This is a genomic window from Mesorhizobium sp. ISC15 (assembly GCF_037162615.1).
GTDB lineage: Bacteria > Pseudomonadota > Alphaproteobacteria > Rhizobiales > Rhizobiaceae > Mesorhizobium > Mesorhizobium mediterraneum.
This window is the reverse complement of sequence record NZ_JAVSPX010000001.1, coordinates 772,514-794,897: the sequence shown is the minus strand read 5'-3', so window position 1 is coordinate 794,897 and position 22,384 is coordinate 772,514. Positions and strand designations below refer to the sequence as shown.

Below are 22,384 nucleotides of genomic sequence, written 5' to 3'. Positions count from 1 at the left end.
TAAATCCACCAGCTTCACTGGATCGGTCAAATGCTGAACAAACACCAAGGCGATGATGTAGCCAGTTTGATGGCACGGATAGGCCGCAGGGCGCGCGCTGCCGCCCGACCGCTGGCCATCGCCACGACCGCCGCCAAGAACGCCGCACTTGTCGCCATGGCGGAGGCGATTATCCGCCGCGAGCAGGATATTCTCGACGCCAACGCCATCGACATCTCGAATGGCCATGGGTCGGGGCTTTCCGCCTCCTTCATGGACCGGCTGAAGCTCGATGCCGCCCGCATCCGCGCCATGGCTGACGGCATCCGCGAGATCGCCGAACTCAGTGATCCGGTCGGCGATGTCATTGCCGAATGGGACCGCCCGAACGGGCTGCATATCGAACGCGTTCGCACGCCGCTCGGCGTCGTCGGCGTCATCTATGAAAGCCGGCCGAACGTGACGGCCGATGCCGGCGCACTTTGCCTGAAAGCCGGCAATCCGGTGATCCTGCGCGGCGGCTCGGATTCGCTCCATTCTTCCGCCGCGATCCATGCCTGCCTGGTCGAGGGGCTGAAGACGGCCGGTCTGCCGCAGGACGCCATCCAGCTGGTGCCGACCACCGACCGCGCCGCCGTCGGCGAAATGCTGAAGGGCCTCGGCGGCAATCTCGACGTGATCATTCCGCGCGGTGGTCGCAGCCTGGTCGAGCGTGTGCAGAACGAAGCTCGGGTGCCGGTCTTTGCCCATCTCGAAGGCATCTGCCATCTCTATGTCGACCGTTCGGCCGATCTCGACATGGCGGTCAAGATCGCCGTCAATGCCAAGATGCGGCGCACCGGCGTCTGCGGTGCGGCCGAAACGCTTTTGGTCGACCGTGCCGTCGCTTCCACCCATCTGGTGCCGATCCTTGACGCGTTGCGCGCGGCTGGCTGCGCAATCCACGCCGACGCCGAGGTGCTGAAAGTGTTTGCCGACGCCCAGCCGGCGACCGATGCCGACTGGATCACCGAATATCTCGACGCGGTCATAGCGGTGAAGCTGGTCGATGGCGTTGCGGGCGCGATCGAGCATGTCGAGACGTTCTCCTCGCACCACACCGAGGCGATCGTCGCCGAGGATGCCGGTGCAGTCGAACGTTTCTTCAACGAGATCGATTCGGCGATCCTTCTGCACAATGCCTCGACTCAATTCGCCGATGGCGGCGAATTCGGCATGGGCGCCGAGATCGGCATCGCCACCGGCAAAATGCATGCGCGCGGCCCGGTCGGTGTCGAGCAATTGACCTCGTTCAAATACCGCGTGCGCGGAACGGGACAGGTGCGGCCTTGACGCTACTTGCTCGAAGAACCTGAAGCTTTGCGCCCAGCCACCCCCCTCTGTCCTGCCGGACATCTCCCCCTCAAGGGGGGAGATTGCCTGTCATTTCTGATTTCGCCAATCGCCGGTGCTGCAAGATTTGCGCCTGCGATGAAGCCGCCAATCTCCCCCCTTGAGGGGGAGATGTCCGGCAGGACAGAGGGGGGCGCCTGACGCATGCTTTCCTCGCCCGAGCATCCCGTTCCCTCCCGCTACCTCAAAATGCCGCATGCCGAAAAGGGCCTGGCCGTCGGGCTGTTCGGCGGCTCGTTCAATCCCGCCCATGCCGGCCATGGCCTGGTCGCCGAGATCGCGCTCAGACGCCTGGCGCTCGATCAGTTGTGGTGGATGGTGACGCCCGGCAATCCGCTCAAGAACAAGCGGGAACTGACGCCGCTGACTGAGCGGCTCCGCCTATCCGAGCAGATCGCCAGGAACCCGAAGATCAAGGTCACCGCCTTCGAGGCCGCGCATCACGTCCGCTTCACCGCCGACACGCTGGCGCTGGTCAAGGCGCGCAATCCCGGCGTCGACTTCGTCTGGATCATGGGCGCCGACAGTCTGCGCGACTTCCACCGCTGGCAGCGCTGGCGCCAGATCGTCATGACGTTCCCGATCGCGGTGATCGACCGCCCTGGCGCGACGCTGTCCTTCCTGTCCTCGGTCGTCGCCAAGACCTTCGATTATGCACGTGTCGACGAGGGCGACGCGCCGCGGCTCGCCCGCATGAAGGCGCCGGCCTGGACCTTCATCCACGGCCCGCGCTCGTCGCTGTCGTCGACCGCGATCCGCAACATGGCGAAGGGATAGGAGTCTCCTTCTCCCCTTGTGGGAGAAGGTGGCCGAGCGAAGCTCGGTCGGATGAGGGGTGCTGGAAGGATCGCTACCTTGAAGAACTAAGCACTCAAAATTCCTCGATCTTTTTACGCTGCATTTCTTCCAGCACCCCTCATCCGTCTCGGCGCTACGCGCCGATCCACCTTCTCCCACAAGGGGAGAAGGGAAGACCGCTGATGTCGCATTTGCGGCTGCTTTTCCCCGATCCGTGGGCGATCCTGCGCGCGCATGGTGATTCTCGAGCAAAACCAGACCAGACGCGATCCGGCGCAAGGCAGCCCGCCAACCCCGGCGATCGCCATCGCCAGCGTCGTCCTGTCGATGGCGCTGGTTGCGGTCGGCAACGGACTGATGTTCGCCTATATCCCGGTCCGGCTCGGCGCCGAGGGCTTCGATCCGACCTGGGCCGGGCTGATCGTCACCGGCCTTTCGGCCGGCGGCCTGGCAGGCTGCATCCTGACCGGTCCGCTGGTGCGGCGCGTCGGCCATGCTCGCGCGTTCATGGTGCTGTCGGCGCTGATCGTGCTGTCGAACGCCGCCGTCGGGGCCGGGCCGCACCCGCTGTCGTGGATCGCGGCACGCGCGCTCTATGGTTTTGCCATATGCGGCTTGTTCATCGTCGCGCAAAGCTGGCTGAACGACGTCATTGCCAACGCCATACGCGGCAGGGTCATGGCCTTCTTCTACGTCGCCTATGTCGCTGGGCTCGGTGTCGGCTACGCCACACTGGCGCTGATCGATGTAAGGGCGGCGGACGCGCCGCTGATCGGCATCGCCTTCACCGCGCTGTCGATCCTCCCCGTCGGGCTGACGCGGCTCGCCCAGCCGCCGCCGCCGCAGGCGGCGTCCGTCGCGCTTGGCCGGGCCTGGCGGATTTCGCCGGTCGGCGTCGCCGGCATGCTTGCCGTCGGCGGCCTGTCGATGACGATTTCGGGCTTCGCGCCGATCCATGCCACGGCCAAGGGCTACAGCCAGGCAGATGTGGCACTGCTTTTGTCGGCGATGCCGGTCGGCACATTGATCCTGCAAATTCCGCTCGGATGGATTTCCGACCGCACCGACCGGCGCTTTGTGCTGGTCGCCGCTTCGGCGCTTGCCTTGGTGGCGGGCCTGTTCGCGCTGGGCTTCGACGGCGGTGCGCTGGCGGCACTGGTCGTCATCTATGTGGTCTGGGACGGCGCGTCGGAATCGATCTATTCGCTGGCCAGCGCGCATGCTGCCGACCGCGCCGGCAAGGACGACATGGTGGCGCTGTCCAGCTCGCTTCTGTTTGCATGGTCGCTGTCCGGTTTCATCGTGCCCGGCATCGTGACCGGGCTTTCCGCTGTCTATGGAACCCAGGCCTTCATCTATGTGGCCATCGTCATTGCCGCTGTCTTTTGCCTGTTCGTGCTGTGGCGTGTGGTGGCGATGGCGCCTGTTCCCGCCGCCGAGACCGGCAATTTCGCGCCGATGAGCGCGCAGGCGCCGTTGCCGGTGGATCTTGCCTTTCCGTCCGAAGAACAGCGCCGCGCGGACAAATAGGCCTGCGCTGGGAATTGATCATCTCACTGTCTGGTGGCGGTTTCCTGTCGTGGCGCTTCCGGTGGTGGCGCGGGTATAGAAATGCCTTCGCTGTCGAAAGCCTGCTTGGCGCGTTTGGTGAGATCGATCTGGGTGGCGAAGAAATCCGCAGCCGAGGTCCAGTAGCGCAACGTGATGGCGACGTTGCTGTCGCCGACGGTCGCCACAAACGCAATCGGCGCCGGCTCCCGCCTAACGCGCCGCTCGGCGGCGGCGACGCCAAGCATGGTCTTCTGCGCGAGATCGATATCGTTCCAGGAGCCGATGGTCAGCGTGATGTCGCCACGGCGGGCACCGTTGCGCGTATAGTTGCGGACAGGCTGGTTCCACAGCGTCGAATTGGGGGCGAGGACGTAGACGCCCTCGACCGTTCTCAGCGTGGTGGCGAACAGGCCGACTTCCTCGATGGTCCCGGCGATGGCGCCGACCTCGACATATTCGCCGATGCGGAATGGCCGTAGCGCCAGCAGCATGATGCCGGCGGCAATGTTCTGCAGCGTGCCCTGCAGCGCAAGGCCGATGGCCAAGCCGATGGCGCCGATGGCGGCAATGATCGAGGCCGTCTGGACGCCGAACTGGCCGAGCACCATGATAACGACGAGGATCAGTATGGCGTAGCGGGCGATCCTCGAGAAGAAGTGGCGCAGCGTCACGTCGAAGCCATGGATATGGCCGAGGCCGGCATAGATCGAGCGCTGCGCGAGGCCGGCGACGATATAGCCGAGGACCAGCAGGATGACGGCGCCGATGGCCGAGAATGAGTACGAGACGATCAGCGCGCTGAGCTGCGCAATGCCGGCCTGCACGGTGTCAACGGCGTTCTCAGGGTCGATAGGCATGGCGGGAATCCGATTGGTCGATGCGCCGATAACCCCAGCAAGGCGGCAAGAGTTCCGATTTTTCTTCTGCGGAACCGGAAGAAACGGCACTTCGTGGACCACGGCAGGGTTGCCGTCTTGAAACTGCAACCCAACTCTGCCTATCTAAGGAGTGTCACCTGCTTTGAAGGGTGATTTGGTTGTTCTTGCTGCGAAAGGAAATACACTGAGAACAGCACTGCGGAAGAAGGCCGACATCGTGCCTTCGCCGGCCGGGATCAGCGTAAACGACGCCGTGTCCCGCGCCATCAACACAGTCCTTGTCAGTCTGGAAGACTCCAAGGCCGAAAACATCGTCTCAATCGACATTCAGGGAAAATCGAGCCTCGGTGACTATATGGTCATCGCGTCCGGCCGATCGCACCGTCATGTCTCGGCTGTCGCCGATCATCTCCTCAAGGCGCTCAAGGATGCCGGCCTCGGCACGGCGCGCGTCGAGGGACTGGCCGGCGCCGACTGGGTCCTGATCGATTCGGGCGATATTATCGTCCATGTCTTCCGTCCCGAAGTCCGCGACTTCTACAATCTCGAAAAGATGTGGCAAGCGCCGGACCTCGAGGAAGAGACCCTCCACTGAGCCGTAATTTGATTGATGCATGTCGTTTCCAAAAACCGGTGACCACTTTTGGTGACATGCATTAGCGGCTCTTCGAGGCAGGGATGAAAATTACAGTTCATGCCGTGGGCCGGATGAAAGCCGGCCCCGAGAAGCAGCTCGCCGACCGATATTTCGAGCGCTTCGCCAAGAGCGGGCCGGCCGTGGGTCTCGAATTCTCAGGTGTGGTCGAGATTCCGGAGGGCCGCGCCCAGACCGCCAACGAGCGCCGGCGCGAGGAAGGCCAGAAACTGCAGGCGCAGTTGCAGCCTGGTACCGCGCTCATGCTGCTCGACGAGCGCGGCAAGAACTTTTCCTCCGAGGATTTCGCCGGCCGCATCGGCCTGTTGCGTGATGGCGGCCGCAAGGCGCTTATCATCGCCATCGGCGGTGCCGACGGTCACGACCAGTCGCTGCGCGATCAGGCCGATCTGATGGTGTCGTTCGGCGCGCTGACATGGCCGCACCAACTGGTCCGTGTCATGTTGGGCGAGCAGCTTTACCGGACGGCCACGATCCTGTCCGGCCATCCCTATCATCGCTCTTGAGCTTTGCAGGTTCCCACCCGAAACCGGTGGATTGGCGTGAGCCGCCCGGATTTTCGCCTCAATGCGTCACGAGGCTGTTTGCGGTCGGCAGGGCTCTCGAACATGGTTGATGGTTCGTTAACGAAGCCACGCATAGAGTCGGGCTTCAATGTCTGAAGGTTGGAAATCGCGAACGGGCTTTTGGCGCGCACGCTGCGGCTTGGCAGCGGCGGCGCTCGTGCTGTCGTTCAGCGCCGCGCGGGCGCAGAACAGGCTCGACATGACGCCTGATCCGGACCAAAGCCGGGCCGAATACGAACGGGTGTCGAAGGAGATCACGCTTTCGTCCGAGCGGCTGGCCAAGCTCGCCGCCGACATGGCGACCGTCAAGAAGGATCATGCCTCGATCACCGCGGCGCTGATCCAGTCGGCGATGACCGAGCAGAAACTTGGTCAGGACATCGAGGACATCGGCGCCAAGCTGGAAGGGCTGAAAGGCGAGGAGCAGAAAATCCGCGCGTCGCTGGCCGCTAGACGCGACGTTCTGGCCGAGGTGCTGGCCGCGCTGCAGCGCATGGGGCTCAATCCGCCGCCGGCCATCCTGGTCAAGCCGGAAGACGCGCTGTCGTCGGTACGCAGCGCCATCCTGCTCGGCGCCGTGGTGCCGGAACTGCGCCAGCAGACCGAGATACTGGTGGCGGACCTCAAGGAGCAGTCGCGGGTGACGGCCTCGATCGAGGCGGAGAGGGCGCGGCTGACGGCGGCAGTCGGCGAGCAGACGGCGGAAAAGAAGCGGCTCGGCATGCTACTTGAAGCCAAGCAGAGGCTTGAGGCCGAGACGCAAACGGCGCTGGCCGAGGAAAAGCAGCGATCCGCAGCATTGGCGGCCAAGGCCGGCAGCCTGAAGGAATTGATCGCCTCGCTCGAGGCCGACAAGGCCCGCAAGGCGGCGAATGCGGCGAAGGCAGCGGAGCAGAAGACCGCGGATGCCGACAAGGCCCCGACACAGGAGGGCCCGGCACAGACGGCCCCGGCACAGACGGAACTGGCGGCGCTGCCGGTCCCGGAAGCCAACCGGCTCACCGCCGCCGCACCGTTTTCGGCGCTTCAGGGGCAGATCGCGCTGCCCGTCACCGGCAAGATCAAGCGGCGGTTCGGGGCCAGCGACGGTAACGGCGCAGTGATGCTCGGTGACATGGTTGCGACACAATCGGGAGCCATCGTTACCGCGCCAGCGGACGGAAATGTGCTTTATGCGGGACCTTTTCGCTCCTATGGTCAACTCTTGATCCTGAATGCGGGTGACGGCTATTATGTCGTTCTGGCGGGGATGAGCAGAATCAGCGTCGCGTCTGGCCAGTCGGTGCTCGCAGGAGAGCCGGTCGGCGCGATGGGAGAGGCCCGGGTGGCGAGCACCTCGGCGTCGAAGAATGGAAATGCCACGCCGGAGCTCTATGTTGAGTTCCGCAAGGATGGAAAACCCGTCGATCCGACCCCATGGTGGGCGGATCGTTTGTCTGGAAGGACGTGAGATGATGCGGAAACTGTCGCTTCTGTTTGCCGGTGCGCTGATGGGCGCATCCGCGATGAGCCTGGTCTATGGCGCGCCCGGCTCGACGGCGAACGCTGCGGGCTCCGAGACCTATAAGCAACTGGCGATCTTCGGTGACATCTTCGAGCGGGTGCGGGCGCAGTATGTGACGCCGCCCGACGACAAGTCGCTGGTCGAAAACGCCATCAACGGCATGCTTACGTCGCTAGACCCGCACTCCTCGTATATGAACGCCGAAGAGGCGCAGGACATGCGCGTGCAGACCAAGGGCGAGTTCGGCGGCCTCGGCATCGAGGTCACGATGGAGAACGACCTGGTCAAGGTGATCACGCCGATCGACGATACGCCGGCCGCCAAGGCGGGCGTGCTTGCCGGCGATTATATTGCCAAGATCGACGGCGAAGAGGTTCGCGGCCTGAGCCTCAACGACGCGGTCGAGAAGATGCGCGGGCTGGTCAACACGCCGATCAAGCTCACCATCCTGCGCCAGGGCGCCGACAAGCCGATCGAGCTGACGGTGGTGCGCGACATCATCAAGGTCAAGGCGGTCAAGTTCCGGGTCGAGAACGACATCGGCTACATGAAGATCACCTCCTTCACCGAAAAGACCCATGACGACCTCGAGAATGCCATCGACACCATCAAGAAGCAGGTGCCGAACGAAAAGCTCAAGGGCTACGTGCTCGATCTGCGCCTCAATCCGGGCGGCCTCCTCGATCAGGCGGTGAGCGTGTCCGACGCCTTCCTCAACCGTGGCGAGATCGTCTCGACACGCGGCCGCGATCCGAAGGACGTCACCCGCTTCGACGCGCGGCCCGGCGACGACATCGACGGCAAGCCGCTGGTCGTGCTCGTCAATGGCGGCTCGGCCAGTGCGTCCGAAATCGTCGCTGGTGCGCTGCAGGATCTGCGCCGCGCCACGGTGGTCGGCACGCAGTCCTTCGGCAAGGGTTCGGTGCAGACCATCGTCCCGCTCGGCGAGAACGGCGCGCTGCGCCTGACGACGGCGCTCTATTACACACCGTCCGGCAAGTCGATCCAGGGCAAGGGCATCACGCCCGACATCAAGGTCGACCAGCCGTTGCCGCCGGAACTGCAGGGCAGGGACCTGACGCGCGGCGAGTCGGACCTCAAGGGCCACATCAAGGGTACCGACGAGGGCGATACCGGTTCGGGCTCGGCAGCCTATGTGCCGCCGGAGCCGAAGGACGACCTGCAGCTTATCTTTGCCGAGCAGTTGCTGCGCGGCGAGAAGACCGATCCGGCGTTCCCGCCGAATCCGGACAAGGCTGTTTTGAACCAGTAACGTCGATCGGCCGGGCAAACAGGTCTGGCCGCCTGATCGAAGCGATGTAATGCTGCCGGGGCCGCAAGGCCTCGGCAGTTTGATTCGGGGGAACCGCGGCTGGGGATGCGGCTTGGCTGACATCGGCAATGACATCGAACGCCCGCTCGGACAGGCCGTCCGGCCGCCGCGCGCGGCCCGCAGGATCAGCGCCGGCGTGGTCACGGCCACTCTCCTGGTGCTGGCCGTGATCGGCGTCTCCGGCGCGATTGCGCTGCGTGAAAGACCGTTTCGAAAGCCGGAAGAAGTCGCCGTTTCGACGCCGAAGACGACCGCGGTGGTCGAATCCGCAGCGCCGGCCACTGAGCCCGCGCCGCAGGCGCAAGCGGGACCCAAGATAAGTGGGCCGCAGATCATCCATATGCCGACCGAAGCGGACGGTGGTCCGCCCAACGCGGCCATCGTCATCCACGACCCTTCGACGATCGGCCAGAACCTGAGGATCGCGCATATTCCCGACAGGGCGCTGATCGAGACCAGTGAGACCGGCCCGTTGCCGGTTCGCGCCGCCGACGGAAGGCGGCCGTTCGATGTCTATGCGCGGCCGTGGTCCGGTGCGCGCGGCGCGCGCGTGGCGATCGTCATCGGCGGGCTTGCCGTGTCGCAGACCGGCACGCAGGCGGCCATCGCCAAGCTGCCGGCCGAAGTGACGCTGGGCTTCGCGCCGCAGGGCAACAGCATCAGCCGCTGGATGCAGGCGGCGCGGCAGAGAGGCCATGAGATCGTCATGCAGGTGCCGCTCGAACCGTTCGACTATCCGAACGTCAATCCGGGCCGCAACACGCTGACGGTCGCGGCGACACCGGACGAGAATTTGAAGAACTTGCGCTGGGCGCTGTCGCGGATGACCAACTACACCGGCGTCATGAACTATATGGGTGCGCGATTTTCGGCCGATGCGGCGGCGATGGCGCCATTCATGGCCGAACTCGGCAGGCGCGGCCTGGCCTATCTCGATGACGGCTCGTCGGCGCGCAGCCTCGCGTCCGACCTAGCACTGAAGGACGGCGTGCCCTTCATTGCCGGCGACACGTCGATCGACGCCGTGCAGGACCGGGGCGCCATATTGAAGAAGCTGGACGAGCTGGAAGCCACCGCGCGGGCGAAAGGCTTTGCCGTCGGCATCGGCTCGGCCTTCGACCTGACGGTCGACACCGTGTCGTCCTGGGTGATCGAGGCCAAGAAGCGCGGCATCGAGATCGTGCCGATTTCGGCAGTGGCGGTGGATCCGGAAAAAGGTTGAGCATGGCGAAGAGAAAACCGGTCGATCCCGAGACGCTGCCTTATCGCCCCTGTGTCGGACTGATGATACTCAATGGTGACGGCCTGGTCTGGGTCGGGCATCGCATTGCCGAGCCGGATAGCGAATTCGCCGGCACGACGCAGCTCTGGCAGATGCCGCAGGGCGGCATCGACAAGGGCGAGGAACCGCTGCAGGCGGCGCAGCGGGAACTGTATGAAGAGACCGGCATGCGCTCGGTCTCGCTGCTGGATGAGGCGCCGAACTGGATATATTACGACCTGCCGGCCGATCTGGTCGGCATCGCCTTCAAAGGGCGATATCGCGGCCAGACGCAAAAATGGTTCGCCTTCCGCTTTCACGGCGACGTGAGCGAGATTGAGATCAATCCGCCACCGGGCGGCCACACCGCCGAGTTCGACAAATGGGCATGGCGGCCGATGCAGGAATTGCCCGACCTGATCGTGCCGTTCAAGCGCAAGGTTTATGAGGACGTGGTTGCGGCGTTCCGGCATCTGGTTGCGTAGCTTGGCGCTAGCCGCGGTCGCGCCGACCACGGTTGCCGCGTCAGCGCGGTGGCCTTATTGATGGCCAATCCGCCGCAGACGGGGTTGGCATGAACGACGCCTCCAAAAAATCTCTTTCTGAAAAGGTTGCCGTCAGCGAGACAGCGGCCGGCGCCATATTGACCGTCGATCTCGGCGCCATCCGCGAAAACTACCGGCGGCTCAAGGCGCGGCTGGGCGGCGTCGGCTGCGCGGGTGTCGTCAAGGCCGACGGCTACGGGCTCGGCGGGCCCCAAGTGGCGGCAGCGCTGGCGGCCGAGGGCTGCGACATTTTCTTTGTCGCGCATCTGGTCGAAGGTGTCTTGCTGCGCCAGGCGCTCGGCTCACGGCCGGCGATCTATGTGCTGAACGGCATTCAGCCGGGCGCTGAAAGCGAAGCGGTCGAAGCGGAGCTGGGCGCGGTCATCAACAGCGTCGGCCAACTCGCCGCCTGGCGCGCGGCGGCGCAGCGGGCCGGCCGCACGCTTAAAGCTGCAATCCAGGTCGACAGCGGCATGTCGCGGCTCGGCATGGCGGCAGCGGAGGTGGAGGCCGTCGCTGCCGATCCGCAGGCGTTCGACGGTATCGACGTCACCTTTGTGATGAGCCATCTTGCTCGCGCCGACGAGCCCAAGCATCCGGCCAACGAGCAGCAGCGGCTGGAATTCGAGCGGCTGCGCAGGATGCTGCCAAAGGCGCCGGCTTCGCTCGCCAATTCCTCCGGCATCTTTCTTGGGCAGCCCTTTCATTACGACCTCGCCCGGCCCGGTGCGGCGCTCTACGGCATCAATCCGATGCCAGCGGAGGAAAATCCGATGCTGCCGGTGGTGCGGCTTCAGGCAAAGGTCATTCAGACGCGCAGCCTCGATAGGGGAGCCGGCGTCGGCTATGGCCATATTTTTCACGTGACCGAACCGCTGGCCGCAGCAACGATCTCGCTTGGCTATGCCGATGGCTGGCATCGTCGCGCGGCCTCAGCCGCCTGGTTCGAAAATGTGCCGCTGCCCTTCCTCGGACGCGTATCGATGGATTCGATCGTTCTCAACATTTCGGCCCTGCCGCCCGACAGGCTAAAGGCGGGCGACCTCGTCGAGCTGATCGGGCCGTCGCAGACGGTGGATCAGGCGGCCGGCCATGCCGGCACCATCGGCTATGAAATCCTGACCAGCCTCGGACACCGCTTTCACCGGCGCTATGTGACCGGCGCTATGTGAATGGATAGCGCGCGGGCTTTTTTTATGCATGCCGTTGTCCCAAAACCGCTGCATACTTTTGGGCGACATGCTTGGCCACTTGGCGGACGCCGTAAAATCCGGCAGACAGAAGCCACGATGCCGCGCCCCAAACCCCTGACGAGACGTCGTTCTGGAGAGCTATGCGATGAAGATCTTCGTGCTGGGCGGCGGCGTCATCGGAGTCACCACCGCTTATTATCTCGCCGAGGCCGGCCATGAAGTGACGGTGATCGACCGCCAGAAGGGCCCGGCGCTGGAAACCAGCTTTGCCAATGCCGGCGAGATCTCGCCCGGCTACGCCTCGCCCTGGGCCGGTCCCGGCGTCCCGTTGAAGGCGATCAAATGGCTGTTGATGAAGCATGGTCCGCTGGTGGTGCGGCCGACTCTTGATCCGCATATGTGGCTATGGCTGGTCAGGATGCTGCGCAACTGCACGGCCGAGCGCTATGCGGTGAACAAGGCGCGCATGGTGCCTCTGGCCGAATACAGCCGCGACACGCTGAAGGCGCTGCGCGAGGCGACCGGCATCGCCTATGATGAACGCGCCAAGGGAACGCTGCAGCTTTTTCGCACGCAACAGCAGCTCGACGGCACGTCAGGCGATGTCGAGGTGCTCAAGACATATGGCGTTCCTTACGAGATTCTCGATCCCGACGGCTGCATAGCGGCCGAGCCGGGGCTGGCAGGGGTGCGTGAAAAATTCGTCGGCGGCCTGCGGCTGCCGGGCGACGAAACCGGTGACTGCAAGATGTTCACCGACCGTCTGGCCGAGCTCTGCGTGGCGCGCGGCGTCACCTTCGAATACGACATGTCGATCAGGCGCATCATCCGCAAGCGCAACAGTATCGCCAACATCAATACCAGCAAGGGCTGGAAGACTGCCGACGCCTATGTGATGGCGATGGGCAGCTATTCGGCCAAGTTCATGCGCATGCTGAGACGGTCCATACCGGTCTATCCGGTCAAGGGCTATTCGATCACCCTGCCGATCAAGGATGCTGCCGCAGCACCGGTGTCGACAGTGATGGACGAGACCTACAAGGTGGCGATCACCAGGCTCGGCGATCGCATCCGGGTCGGCGGCACAGCGGAGATTTCCGGCTTCGACCTGAGGCTGCATGAAACGCGGCGGCGCACGCTAGAACATTCGGTCGGCGACCTTTTTCCAGGCAGCGGCGACATGCGGTCGGCGAGTTTCTGGTGCGGGTTGCGGCCGATGACGCCGGACGGGCCGCCGCTGATCGGCCGCACCGAATTTTCCAACCTCTATCTCAACACCGGCCACGGCACGCTCGGCTGGACCATGGCCTGCGGCTCGGCCAAGGTGCTGGCCGACATCATCTCCAACCGGGTACCGGACATCAATGTCCGCGATCTCGGACCGGAGCGATACCAGCGGTAGGACCAGAAGGCTTCCTTCATCGAGCCCGGCCTTTGAGGGCGGTGACTTCGCCCCAAAACTGCGCAGTGTTTTGGGGACATCACAATTTCAATGGGTCGGGTGAATCTCGTCAGACGAACAATCCCCGCTCCCGTTCCACTGCCTTGGTGATGAAGCTCGCGACGATCTGGACGCGGCGCAGCGGCCTGACCGATTCGTGATAGACCAGCCAGTAGGCACGGCGGATCGGCGCGACGATATCGACCGCCACCAGTTCCGGCATCGAGCGGGCGACGAAGGTGTGCAGGATGCCGATGCCGGCGCCGGAGCGCACCGCTTCGGCCTGGCCGAGCGCCGAGGAGATGGCGAAGCTGGTGCGCCAGTCGGCGCTGAACTCGGCCGCATAGTCGAGCGAGGGGCTGACGATGAGGTCCGGCACATAGCCGATCAGCGTGTGCCGCCCGAGCTCGGCGGGCGTTTGGGGCAGGCCATGCGCTTCGGCATAGGCCTGGGACGCGAACAGGCCGAGCGTGTAGTCGACCAGCTTGCCCGCCACCAGCCTGCCTTCGGTCGGCCGCTCGACGGTGATGGCGATGTCGGCCTCGCGCCTGGACAGCGAGAAGGAACGCGGCACCGGCACCAGCTGGATGGTAAGTTCGCGGTGAAGCGCCGTCAGTGCGCCGAGGCGTTTGGCCAGGAAGGCGACGCCGAAGCCATCAGGCGCGCCGATGCGCACGGTGCCGGAGACATCGTCGCCTTCGCCCGCCACGGTCGAGCGCGCGGCGATCATATCGCCTTCCATGCGCTCAGCGATGTCGAGGAAGCGCTCGCCCGACGGCGTCAGCTCGCTACCGGTGGTAAGCCGGCGAAAGAGTTTTGTGCGCAGCGCATCCTCAAGTGCGGCGATGCGGCGCGAGACAGTGGCGTGATTGAGCTCCAACCGCTTAGCCGCGCCGAGGATTTGGCCGGCCCGCGCCACGGCGAGGAAGATGCGGACGTCATCCCAGTTCATGGGAATGGTCCGTATGACGCCGATTACGGCAGCGCTCTACGGCGCGCCCCTCTGTCCTGCCGGACATCTCCCCCACTTGGGGGGAGATCGGCCGGCCGCTCCGGCGGCGACTTTCTTGCAGCGTTGCGGGTTGGCGAAAGCGGGGATGACAGCCAATCTCCCCCCTCGTGGGGGAGATGTCCGGTAGGACAGAGGGGGGCGCGAAGGAACTCATCTCTCAATCCTTGCTGCTAGGGGCCTGCATCCTTACTATTTGCGAGAATTGATGTTCTGCCGTCAATTGCTATCTATTTTACGCACAACGGTTGCGTTTTCGCTCGCGTTGCCATCGGCCGCGCAAAGGCGGACAATGCCGCATCACAAATGCAGGGAGAGAGATCATGATCGAATACGGTCATTTCATTGGCGGCAAGCGTGTCGCTGGGACCAGCGGCCGCAAGCAGGATGTCATGCAGCCGATGGACGGCACGGTGCGCGGCACGGTGGCGCTGGCTTCGCAGGCGGAACTGCGCGCGGCGGTGGAAAACGCCAAGGCCGCGCAGCCCGGCTGGGCAGCGACCAACCCGCAGCGGCGCGTGCGCGTCTTGATGAAGTTCCTCGAACTGGTCGCCAAAGAGTATGATTCGCTGGCCGACATTCTGGCGCGCGAGCACGGCAAGACAATCGCCGACGCCAAGGGCGACATCCAGCGCGGGCTGGAAGTGGTCGAGGTCTGCATCGGCGCGCCGCATATGATGAAGGGCGAGTTCACCGATGGCGCCGGCCCCGGCATCGACGTCTATTCGATGCGCCAGCCGCTCGGCGTCGTCGCCGGCATCACGCCGTTCAATTTTCCGGCGATGATCCCGTTGTGGAAGATCGCGCCGGCCATTGCCTGCGGCAACGCCTTCATCCTGAAGCCTTCGGAGCGCGACCCGGGCGTGCCGTTGCGCATCGCGGAGCTGTTCATCGAGGCCGGCCTGCCGGCGGGCATCCTCAACGTCGTCAACGGCGACAAGGAGGCGGTCGATGCCATCCTCGACGACCCCGATATCAAGGCCATCGGCTTTGTCGGCTCGACGCCGATCGCCCACTACATCTATTCGCGCGGCACCGCCTCGGGCAAGCGCGTGCAGTGCTTCGGCGGCGCCAAGAACCACATGATCATCATGCCCGACGCCGACATGGACCAGACCGTCGACGCACTGATCGGCGCCGGCTACGGCTCGGCCGGCGAGCGCTGCATGGCGATTTCCGTCGCTGTCCCGGTCGGCAACGATACCGCCAACCGGCTGATGGAAAAGCTAGTGCCGCGGGTGGAAAGCCTGAAGGTCGGTCCCTCGACGGATTCATCCGCCGATTTCGGCCCGCTGGTGACGGCGCAGGCGCTGGAGCGGGTCAAAGGTTATGTCGACACCGGTGTCAAGGAAGGCGCCAAGCTGGTCGTCGACGGCCGCGGCTTTTCCATGCAGGGCTACGAGAACGGCTACTATATGGGCGGCTGCCTGTTCGACAACGTGACATCAGACATGCGCATCTACAAGGAAGAGATCTTTGGGCCGGTGCTCTCGGTGGTGCGCGCGCCGACCTATGAGAACGCGATCAAGCTCGCCAACGACCACGAAATGGGCAACGGCGTCGCCATCTTCACCCGCGACGGCGATGCGGCGCGCGACTTCGCCTCGAGGGTCCAGGTCGGCATGGTCGGTGTCAATGTGCCGATCCCGGTTCCGATCGCCTACTACACCTTCGGCGGCTGGAAAGCGTCCTCCTTCGGCGACCTCAACCAGCACGGACCGGACGCGTTCCGTTTCTATACCAAGACCAAGACGGTGACCTCGCGCTGGCCGTCAGGTGTGAAAGATGGGGCAGAGTTCGTCATCCCGACGATGAACTAGCCGGACGGTTCCGGATTCAGATTGAAGACGAAGAGGCCCGGCTAGAGACCGGGCCTTTTTGCTGACCGGTCGCGGTCCATATATTCCTGAACGCTAATGTGATGGAACCGGGCGGGCAGCAGAAGTCTTAACTTGCAATCCTGCCGCGAAGGAGGCGCGGCAGATCAACCAACGGCGCTGGCGACAGCTGCGGGGGCATCGGTCGGCGCAAGGGAGGTGTCAGATGACACGTCTTATGGTGACGATACTTTGCGCCGCCGCGGCGGCGTTTTCCGCCGCCCCGGCAATGGCGGCCGAACAATGCGCGGCACGAGCCGACATGATCAAGGCGCTCGGCGAGAAGTTCCGTGAAAATCCGACCGCGCTCGGCGTCGTCAATCGGAATGTGATCGTTGAAGTCTTCGTTTCCGACCAAGGCACCTGGACCATCCTCGCCAGCGACACACGCGGTCAAAGCTGCGTGGTTTCGGTGGGTGAAGGCTGGGAGAGCGCGGTGACGACAGCGGCGCTGCCAGGCACCTGAGCATGGCCCTTTTTTTGCTGCGGCCGCGGTTTCGGCATAGCCGCGCAGGCCGCGGTTCTCTGCGATCACCTTGAAACGGATCCACAGGCGCCCGCTGCGGGCGCCTGCTTGCGCTTTTTCGTTGCCGACACCATATATGGAACATAGTGGGAACATCAAAAATCGTCCCCGCTGATGACAGACCGGAACACGGAAAGGAACGACGCGATGGTGATGACGTCGGAACCGGCCTGGATCGTTTCGGCAAAATGAGGCGTCTCCCTTTGCCGGACGTGATGGCAAAGGAGGTGCCCTATGGCACGCAAATCGCTATTGGGTTGGGTGAAAACCCTGGTTCTTGCTGGCGCATTGGCGGCGGGTACGAACGCCGCAAGCGCCCAATATCAGTACTGCGTTGAACATGGCGATCTCGTCGCCCACCTGACTGAGAATTTCCAGGAAAGACAGTTTGCTTTCGGGCTGATCGGTCAAGTGGCGATCATGGAAGTTTTTGTCGCCGAGACCGGAAGCTGGACGATCATCGTCACCGATGTCGCCGGCAGAAGCTGCATCGTCGCGGCCGGCGAACATTGGGAAAACGTGGTGATCCCGGCCGACCAGGACGCATGACGGTCAGGACACATTGATCGGATGAGCGGTCTCAGCGCGTAGCGGCCGTCTCGGCATGGCCGCGTAGCAGCGCCATCAGGCGCTTGGCATCTTTAGCGGCGGCATCTTCGTCGCCGGCGAGGATCGAGCGGATCAGCGCGACGTGGTGCTCGGCCGATTCGGCGAGCCCGGTTTCGGCCTTGTAGCGGAACCAGAAGCGGCGGCTGTGGGTCTGCAAGGGGGCGGCCAGCCGTGCGGCGAAGGGGTTGTCGGCAGCCAGCGCCAGCGCCTCGTCGAGCGCCTTGTCGGCTTGAATGAAGGCCAGCACATTGCCTGATATCACCGCTTTCTGCATGGCCAGTGCCGCATCGTGAAACAGGTCAGCGGCTTCACGGGTGACGAAGCGGGCGGCCGAGCGGGCGAGAACCACCTCGATGCCACGCCGCGCATCGAGGACGCGCAACCAGTCGCCGGGATGGAGCGGGGCAATGGCGATGCCGGCACGGGGCCGGACATCCAGCAGTCCTTCCCAAGCCAGTCGCTGGATCGCCTCGCGCACCGGCGTGCGGCCAAGCCCGAGCCTGTCGATCAGGGCGCCCTCGGTGATGAAGCTTGCAGGCGCCAGTTCGAGCGTCACGATCATATGCTCGAGCACACGGTAGGCTTTCGCCGCCACAGGCTCGAATGCCGGGCTTGTGTCACTGAATATCAAAGGTGAGCTCCTGATATATTTTCGATATATCATAGCGAAATCCGTGTTGACAGTCCGTTTCTTAATAAATATACGACTGATATATCAGATGGAGCGACCACCATGTGGACCGGAGTTTTCCCCGCCGTCACGACCAAATTCACTGAGGACGATCGTCTCGACCATGGCGAGATGGAGCGCTGCTTTGCGCTGCAGATGGAGGCCGGCTGCGACGGCATCATCGTCTGCGGCTCGCTCGGCGAAGGGCCGATGCTGTCACATGACGAGAAGATCGACGTGCTGAAGACCGCGCAGAAGATCGCAGGCAACAAGCCGGTTCTGCTGACGGTCAACGAAGCCGGCACGCGCGAGGCGGCGGCGATCGCGCGCCGCGCCGCGAAAGAGGGCGCCAACGGGCTGATGGTGGTGCCGAGCCCGATCTACCACACCAATGAGGAGGAGACGGTCGCCGCACTGCGCGCTGTCGCCGAGGCCGGCGACCTGCCGGTGATGATCTATTCCAACCGGCTTGCCTATCGTGTCGACGTTACCGTCGACCAGATGGAGGAGCTGGCGAAGGACAAGCGCTTTGTCGCCATCAAGGAATCCTCGGACGACATCCGCCGCTCGACCGAGATCATCAACCGCTTCGGCGACCGCTACGACCTGTTCACCGGCGTCGACAATCTGGCGTTCGAGGCGCTGTCGGTCGGCGCCATCGGCTGGGTGGCGGGGCTGGTCACCGCGTTTCCGCGCGAGACGGTCGCCATCTACCAGTTGATGAAGCAGGGTCGCCGCGAGGAGGCACTGAAAATCTACCGCTGGTTCCGGCCGCTGCTCGACCTCGACGTCTCGACCTATCTGGTGCAGAACATCAAGCTCGCCGAAGTCTTGGCGATCAGCACCAACGACCGCGTGCGCATGCCGCGCCAGCCATTGTCGGGCGAGCGCCGCAGGACGGTCGAAAAGATCGTCAGGGATGCGCTGGGGGCAAGGCCGGAGCTGCCGACGTTTTGAGGCAAGCTCTCTTCTTCCCGTTTTACGGGAGAAGATGGCGGCAGCCAGATGAGGGGCAGCGCCCACGTGCAAGGAATTTCCAAGTCGGCAAAAGCGGGGAGCCGCCCCTCATCCGCCCTTCGAGCACCTTCTCCCCGTGAACGGGGAAAAGGGGAAGACATCGCCATTATCGGCGGCGGCATCATCGGCGTCTGTGTCGCCGCCTATCTGGCCGAGGCAGGGCGAAACGTCACGATCTTCGATCGGACGGGGATCTGCGAGGAGACGAGTTCCGGCAATGCCGCCGCCTTGGCCTTTTCCGACGTGCTGCCGCTGGCCCACAAGGGCATGATCAGGCATCTGCCAAAATGGCTTGCCGATCCGCTCGGCCCGCTCAGCATCCCGCCCGCCTACCTGCCGAAGCTGTTGCCCTGGCTTGTCCGCTTCTGGCGCGCCGGGCGAAGCGACCGCTACGAGGCCAGCCTCGCGGCGCAGGCCGGCATGATGCGGCTCGCCGAGGCCGAATGGGTCGGGCTGATGGCGCGCTCGGGCACCGGAAACATGCTGCGCGAGGACGGCTCGCTCGAACTTTACGAGAGCGAGGCCGAGTTCAAGGCGTCGCTGCCCGGCTGGGCGGCCAGGCAGCGCTTCGGCATCGGCTTCAGCCATGTCGAAGGCGATGCTCTCGCCGCCTTGCAGCCGGGCCTGTCGCCGCGCTTCGTCAAGGGTACTTTCGTGCCGGGATGGAAGACCGTTACGGACCCGAAATTATTGGGCAAGGCGATCTGGGCCTATGCCGAGACTAAGGGTGCGCGTTTCGAAAGAGCGCGGATCGACCGGGTCGAAGCGGGGCAGGACGGCGCGACATTGACGCTGGCCGACGGCACGGCGCGGCAAGCAAAATGCCTCGTCATCGCTGCCGGCGCGTGGTCGCATCTCCTGGCGAAACATCTCGGCGACCGCATCCCGCTCGAAACCGAGCGCGGCTACAACACGACGCTGCCGAAGACCGCCTTCGACGTGAAGCGGCAGCTGATCTTCTCCGGCCATGGCTTCGTCGTCACGCCGCTTGAAACCGGTGTGCGCGTCGGCGGTGCGGTCGAGCTCGGCGGCATTAAGCGGCCGCCCAACTACGCCCGCTCGAAAGCGCTGCTCGAAAAGGCCAAAAGCTTCCTGCCGGGGCTCGATCCGGCCGGTGGCCGCGAATGGATGGGGTTCCGGCCGTCGCTGCCGGATTCGCTGCCGGTGATCGGTGCCGCCAGGCAGGCCGGCACGATTGTCTATGCCTTCGGCCACGGCCATCTCGGCCTGACCCAGGCGGCTGCCACCGGACGCTTGATCCGCGATCTCATTCTCGGCCAATATCCGGTGTTTGATCTTTCTCCGTTTTCTCCGAACCGCTTCTGACGGGATCTAGAAATGGCGCGCCACTCCTTCTTCTGCATCGACGGTCACACCTGCGGCAATCCCGTGCGGCTTGTCGCCGGCGGCGGACCGCTGCTCCAGGGCGCGACGATGATGGAGCGGCGCGCGCATTTCCTGGCCGAATATGACTGGATCCGCACCGGGCTGATGTTCGAGCCGCGCGGCCATGACGTGATGTCCGGCTCGATCCTCTATCCGCCGACGAGGCCCGATTGCGACATCGCCATACTGTTCATCGAAACCTCGGGCTGCCTGCCAATGTGTGGTCACGGCACCATCGGCACGGTGACGATGGCCATCGAGCACGGGCTGATCAAGCCGAAGACGCCGGGTTTGCTCAGGCTGGACACGCCGGCCGGCCTGGTCACCGCCGAGTACAAACAGGTCGGCGACTATGTCGAGGAGGTGCGCATCACCAACGTGCCGTCCTTCCTCTATGCCGAGGGTCTGACGGTCGAATGTCCGCAACTCGGCGAGATCAGTGTCGATGTCGCCTATGGCGGCAATTTCTACGCCATCGTCGAGCCGCAGAAGAACTATCGCGACATGGCCGAGCATTCCGCCGGCGACCTCATCGCCTGGAGCCCGGTGGTGCGGCAGCGGCTCAACGAGAAGTACTCTTTCGTGCATCCCGAGAATCCCGGCATCGACCGGCTGTCGCATATGCTGTGGACGGGTGCCCCGACCGACAGCCAGGCGGATGCGCGCAACGCCGTCTTCTACGGCGACAAGGCGATCGACCGCTCGCCTTGCGGCACCGGCACCTCGGCGCGGATGGCGCAGCTTCACGCCAAGGGCAAGCTTAGGGCCGGCGACGATTTCGTCCATGAATCGATCATCGGCTCGCTGTTCAAGGGCAGGGTCGAGAAGGAAGTCACGGTGGCAGGCAAGCCGGCGATCATTCCCTCGATCGGCGGCTGGGCGCGCATGACCGGATTGAACACGATCTTCATCGACGACCGTGATCCGTTCGCGCACGGATTCGTCGTCAAATAGAGAGGATCCTAACCCAAGGGAAACGAACGGAACGCAAAGATCGACTGCGTCGGCGGCGCAACGATCCCGCTCATCAACTTATTTTGACGGCGATTCCTTCGAAACGACGTGCATTTTGACGCCGAATCGTCAAAGACATTGCGTTATGCCAATGATAGGGTCCGCGATAGTCCAGAGGCCGGAAGGGAAAGAACGGGCAATCTGAGTGGCGTGCTTCAAAATCACGCATGACGATTAAAAAATGACGTTGCAATCCGGGCTCGAAACTTTACGACTAGGGGAAATACGAAAAGGAATGCGTCTGCATGGGCGACATTCCAGGGGAGCCACGACAGCATGCAGTATTTTGTCCAGCAGCTTATCAATGGGCTGACGCTGGGATCGATCTATGGACTGATAGCGATCGGCTATACGATGGTCTACGGTATCATCGGCATGATCAATTTCGCCCATGGCGACATCTTCATGATCGGCGCCTTCACCGCCCTCATCGTTTTCCTCATCCTCGGTGCGTTGTTCTACTCGGTGCCGGTGGTGATCGCGCTCTTGATCATGATGATCGTCGCGATGCTGCTGACCAGCCTGTATAACTGGACGATCGAGAAGGTGGCCTACCGGCCCTTGCGCGGCTCGTTCCGGCTGGCGCCGCTGATCACAGCGATCGGCATGTCGATCGCGCTGTCGAACTTCGTCCAGGTGACGCAAGGCCCGCGCAACAAGCCGATCCCGCCGATGGTGTCCAAGGTCTACAATATCGAGGGCATCAGCGTATCGCTGAAGCAGATTATCATCGTCATCGTCACCGCGCTGCTGCTGGCGCTGTTCTGGTACCTGGTCAACAAGACGTCGCTTGGTCGAGCGCAAAGAGCGTGCGAACAGGACCGCAAAATGGCGGCGTTGCTCGGTATCGACGTCGACCGCACCATCTCGATCACCTTCGTCATGGGCGCGGCCCTTGCCGCCGTCGCCGGCACGCTATTCCTGATGTATTACGGCGTCATCGCGTTCTCCGACGGCTTCACGCCCGGCGTGAAGGCGTTCACTGCGGCCGTGCTCGGCGGCATCGGCTCGCTGCCCGGCGCCGTGCTCGGTGGGCTGATGATCGGCTTCATCGAGAGCATGTGGTCGGCCTATTTCTCGATCGACTACAAGGACGTCGCCGCCTTCTCCATCCTGGCGATCGTGCTGATCTTCCTGCCTTCCGGCATTCTGGGCCGGCCAGAAGTCGAAAAGGTCTGAG

General features: G+C 63.8%; 21 protein-coding genes. 18 read left to right on the top strand and 3 right to left on the bottom strand.

What is annotated here, in order from left to right; translation table 11 throughout:
- The first annotated feature begins 30 nt into the window (after window positions 1-30).
- The 3 genes from RPG13_RS04000 (at window position 31) to RPG13_RS03990 (ending at window position 3,699) form a co-directional block, all read left to right on the top strand.
- Window positions 31-1,311, top strand: a complete 1,281-nt coding sequence (locus RPG13_RS04000) for a glutamate-5-semialdehyde dehydrogenase (protein WP_337124460.1) — start codon at window positions 31-33, stop codon at window positions 1,309-1,311.
- Between the two features lie 249 nt (window positions 1,312-1,560).
- Window positions 1,561-2,148, top strand: coding sequence for a nicotinate-nucleotide adenylyltransferase (locus RPG13_RS03995; RefSeq protein ID WP_095487709.1), 588 nt, complete (start codon window positions 1,561-1,563; stop codon window positions 2,146-2,148).
- Between the two features lie 255 nt (window positions 2,149-2,403).
- On the top strand, window positions 2,404-3,699 hold the full coding sequence (locus RPG13_RS03990; protein WP_337124459.1) for an MFS transporter: 1,296 nt from the start codon (window positions 2,404-2,406) through the stop codon (window positions 3,697-3,699).
- 23 nt (window positions 3,700-3,722) lie between these two features.
- Here the strand turns inward: RPG13_RS03990 and RPG13_RS03985 are convergent, their stop codons facing one another.
- Window positions 3,723-4,577: a mechanosensitive ion channel family protein gene (locus RPG13_RS03985; RefSeq protein WP_292503658.1), complete on the bottom strand. Its 855-nt coding sequence runs from the start codon at window positions 4,575-4,577 to the stop codon at window positions 3,723-3,725.
- A 238-nt stretch (window positions 4,578-4,815) separates the two neighbouring features.
- Between RPG13_RS03985 and rsfS the strand changes: the two genes are divergently transcribed.
- The 8 genes from rsfS to RPG13_RS03945 all read left to right on the top strand — a co-directional run bounded on the left by rsfS (window position 4,816) and on the right by RPG13_RS03945 (window position 13,057).
- Window positions 4,816-5,193 carry a ribosome silencing factor gene (rsfS, locus tag RPG13_RS03980; RefSeq protein ID WP_095487705.1) on the top strand — a complete coding sequence of 126 codons (378 nt, stop codon included), beginning with the start codon at window positions 4,816-4,818 and terminating at the stop codon, window positions 5,191-5,193.
- A gap of 83 nt (window positions 5,194-5,276) precedes the next feature.
- The gene (gene rlmH, locus RPG13_RS03975; protein ID WP_095487512.1) at window positions 5,277-5,759 is read left to right on the top strand and encodes a 23S rRNA (pseudouridine(1915)-N(3))-methyltransferase RlmH; all 483 of its coding nucleotides are present in this window, start codon (window positions 5,277-5,279) and stop codon (window positions 5,757-5,759) included.
- Between the two features lie 148 nt (window positions 5,760-5,907).
- Entirely contained in the window at window positions 5,908-7,269 is a 1,362-nt protein-coding gene (locus RPG13_RS03970) for a murein hydrolase activator EnvC family protein (protein WP_337124458.1), read from the top strand.
- 1 nt (window position 7,270) lies between these two features.
- Window positions 7,271-8,596, top strand: coding sequence for a S41 family peptidase (locus RPG13_RS03965; protein ID WP_126104493.1), 1,326 nt, complete (start codon window positions 7,271-7,273; stop codon window positions 8,594-8,596).
- Between the two features lie 112 nt (window positions 8,597-8,708).
- Window positions 8,709-9,878: a divergent polysaccharide deacetylase family protein gene (locus RPG13_RS03960; RefSeq protein ID WP_128241778.1), complete on the top strand. Its 1,170-nt coding sequence runs from the start codon at window positions 8,709-8,711 to the stop codon at window positions 9,876-9,878.
- Window positions 9,879-9,880: 2 nt separating this feature from the next.
- Entirely contained in the window at window positions 9,881-10,402 is a 522-nt protein-coding gene (locus RPG13_RS03955; protein ID WP_095487505.1) for an RNA pyrophosphohydrolase, read from the top strand.
- An 89-nt stretch (window positions 10,403-10,491) separates the two neighbouring features.
- Window positions 10,492-11,634 (top strand): alanine racemase, encoded by a 1,143-nt coding sequence (gene alr, locus RPG13_RS03950; RefSeq protein WP_292712657.1) that lies wholly within the window; start codon window positions 10,492-10,494, stop codon window positions 11,632-11,634.
- A 166-nt stretch (window positions 11,635-11,800) separates the two neighbouring features.
- A complete protein-coding gene (locus RPG13_RS03945; protein ID WP_292221657.1) occupies window positions 11,801-13,057 on the top strand; it encodes a D-amino acid dehydrogenase in 1,257 nt (418 codons plus the stop codon).
- A 109-nt stretch (window positions 13,058-13,166) separates the two neighbouring features.
- Here RPG13_RS03945 and RPG13_RS03940 read toward each other — a convergent pair whose 3' ends face one another.
- Entirely contained in the window at window positions 13,167-14,048 is an 882-nt protein-coding gene (locus RPG13_RS03940) for a LysR family transcriptional regulator (RefSeq protein WP_095487499.1), read from the bottom strand.
- 380 nt (window positions 14,049-14,428) lie between these two features.
- Between RPG13_RS03940 and RPG13_RS03935 the strand changes: the two genes are divergently transcribed.
- The 3 genes from RPG13_RS03935 (at window position 14,429) to RPG13_RS03925 (ending at window position 17,057) form a co-directional block, all read left to right on the top strand.
- Window positions 14,429-15,925: a CoA-acylating methylmalonate-semialdehyde dehydrogenase gene (locus RPG13_RS03935; RefSeq protein ID WP_127205598.1), complete on the top strand. Its 1,497-nt coding sequence runs from the start codon at window positions 14,429-14,431 to the stop codon at window positions 15,923-15,925.
- Window positions 15,926-16,148: 223 nt separating this feature from the next.
- Window positions 16,149-16,448, top strand: coding sequence for a hypothetical protein (locus RPG13_RS03930; RefSeq protein WP_095487495.1), 300 nt, complete (start codon window positions 16,149-16,151; stop codon window positions 16,446-16,448).
- A gap of 294 nt (window positions 16,449-16,742) precedes the next feature.
- Window positions 16,743-17,057 (top strand): hypothetical protein, encoded by a 315-nt coding sequence (locus RPG13_RS03925; RefSeq protein ID WP_095487493.1) that lies wholly within the window; start codon window positions 16,743-16,745, stop codon window positions 17,055-17,057.
- A gap of 31 nt (window positions 17,058-17,088) precedes the next feature.
- Here the strand turns inward: RPG13_RS03925 and RPG13_RS03920 are convergent, their stop codons facing one another.
- Window positions 17,089-17,781, bottom strand: coding sequence for a GntR family transcriptional regulator (locus RPG13_RS03920; protein WP_245329984.1), 693 nt, complete (start codon window positions 17,779-17,781; stop codon window positions 17,089-17,091).
- Window positions 17,782-17,850: 69 nt separating this feature from the next.
- On the opposite strand from RPG13_RS03920, the gene RPG13_RS03915 reads away from it, so the two are divergent.
- The 4 genes from RPG13_RS03915 (at window position 17,851) to RPG13_RS03900 (ending at window position 22,383) form a co-directional block, all read left to right on the top strand.
- Entirely contained in the window at window positions 17,851-18,744 is an 894-nt protein-coding gene (locus RPG13_RS03915; protein ID WP_095487491.1) for a dihydrodipicolinate synthase family protein, read from the top strand.
- A gap of 48 nt (window positions 18,745-18,792) precedes the next feature.
- A complete protein-coding gene (locus RPG13_RS03910) occupies window positions 18,793-20,130 on the top strand; it encodes an NAD(P)/FAD-dependent oxidoreductase (RefSeq protein ID WP_292724650.1) in 1,338 nt (445 codons plus the stop codon).
- Between the two features lie 12 nt (window positions 20,131-20,142).
- Window positions 20,143-21,144 carry a 4-hydroxyproline epimerase gene (locus tag RPG13_RS03905; RefSeq protein WP_292724648.1) on the top strand — a complete coding sequence of 334 codons (1,002 nt, stop codon included), beginning with the start codon at window positions 20,143-20,145 and terminating at the stop codon, window positions 21,142-21,144.
- Window positions 21,145-21,480: 336 nt separating this feature from the next.
- Window positions 21,481-22,383 (top strand): branched-chain amino acid ABC transporter permease, encoded by a 903-nt coding sequence (locus tag RPG13_RS03900; RefSeq protein ID WP_127288361.1) that lies wholly within the window; start codon window positions 21,481-21,483, stop codon window positions 22,381-22,383.
- Window position 22,384: the final 1 nt, after the last annotated feature.